This is a genomic window from Kitasatospora sp. NPDC042419 (assembly GCF_056437345.1).
On sequence record NZ_JBWKAW010000100.1, the window covers coordinates 1 to 1422 of the forward strand.

General features: G+C 75.8%; 1 protein-coding gene. It reads right to left on the reverse strand.

Annotated elements, in window-relative coordinates:
• Positions 1–1383 (reverse strand): polyketide synthase dehydratase domain-containing protein (locus AC067J_RS44060; RefSeq protein WP_478308520.1); only part of this gene is annotated, 1383 nt, incomplete at its 3' end.
• Positions 1384–1422: the final 39 nt, after the last annotated feature.

A 1422-nucleotide genomic window follows, 5' to 3' on the forward strand; every position in this document is an offset into this window, starting at 1 on the left:
GCGGACGCCCTCGCGGGACTCGTCGGCGAGCCAGGCCTGAACGGCCGCCAGCGTCGCCGACAGGTCGGCCTCGGCGTGCAACGGCTCCCAGCCGGTCCCGGTGGAGGTGCTCCCGGTGAAGGTGCTCCCGACGGAGGTGCTCTCGACCGAGGCGGTCCCGGTGGAGGTGGTCCCGGCGAGGGTGCCCACCGCCGGCTCGCGCCACTCGACGGCGAAGAGGGTGTCCCGGCCGACGGCCGGCGCGGTGCCCAGCCCCTCCTCCTGGACCGGCCGGGTGACCAGCGAGGCGACCGAGATCACCGGCCGTCCGGCCGGGTCGGTGGCCTCCAGGGTGTAGGCGTCCGGGCCGGTGGCGGTGACGCGCACCCGCAGTTCGGTCGCGGCCGAGGCGTGCAGGGTGACGCCCCGGTAGGCGAAGGGCAGCCGGCGGGGGCCGCCGGTTCCGCCGTCGAGGGCGGGCAGCTGGGCGGCCGCGTCCAGCAGGGCGGGGTGCAGGCCGAACCGGGCGGCGTCGCCGGTCAGCTGCTCCGGGAGGACGGCCGTCCCGTGGAGCGTGGAGCCGTCCCGCCAGACCTCGCGCAGGCCGCGGAAGGCCGGCCCGTAGTCCAGCCCGACGGCGGCGAGCAGCGCGTACGCCTCCTCGGGAGCGAGCCGCTCCGCGGTGTCGGCGGGCGGCCAGGCGAAGGGCTCGGCGGCGACGGGCGCGGTGGAGAGCAGACCGCTCGCGTGCCGGGTCCAGTCGCCGGAATATGTCGACCGGTCTACAGAGGATCCGGTGGATGAGGGGGAGGAATCGGCAGACCGGTCTACAGAAACGGAATCTACCGATCGGTCTACATATTCGTCCTGCCCTGCCTGCGGGGCGGGCCGCGAGTGGACGGTCACCGAACGGACGCCGGCCCCGTCCGGCTCGCCGACGGCCACCTGGAGCTGCAGCGCACCGTGCTCCGGGAGGACGAGCGGGGCTTCGACGACCAGCTCGTCGAGGGTGCTCGCCCCGACCTCGTCGCCGGCCCGGATCGCCAGCTCGACCAGGGCCGCGCCCGGCGCCAGCACCGTCCCCAGGGCGACGTGGTCCGCCAGCCACGGGTGGGTGGACAGCGAGACGCTACCCGTGAGCAGGAGACCGGCCGAGCCGGCCGGGGCCACGACCGCGCCGAGCACCGGGTGCTCGACGGCCGCCAGGCCGAGACCGCCCGCGTCGGCGGTCCGGGCGGCGTTCTCCAGCCAGTAGCGGCGCCGCTGGAACGGGTACGTCGGCAGCGCCACACGCGGACGGCGCTCACCGCCGAACAGGGCGGTCCAGTCGACGTGGTGGCCCTGGACGTGGATCCGCGCCAACGCCCCCACCACCGTCCGCGCCTCCGCACGATCCCGCCGCAACGCAGCCACCGTCACCGGAGCATCCAGAATCCCCTCGAC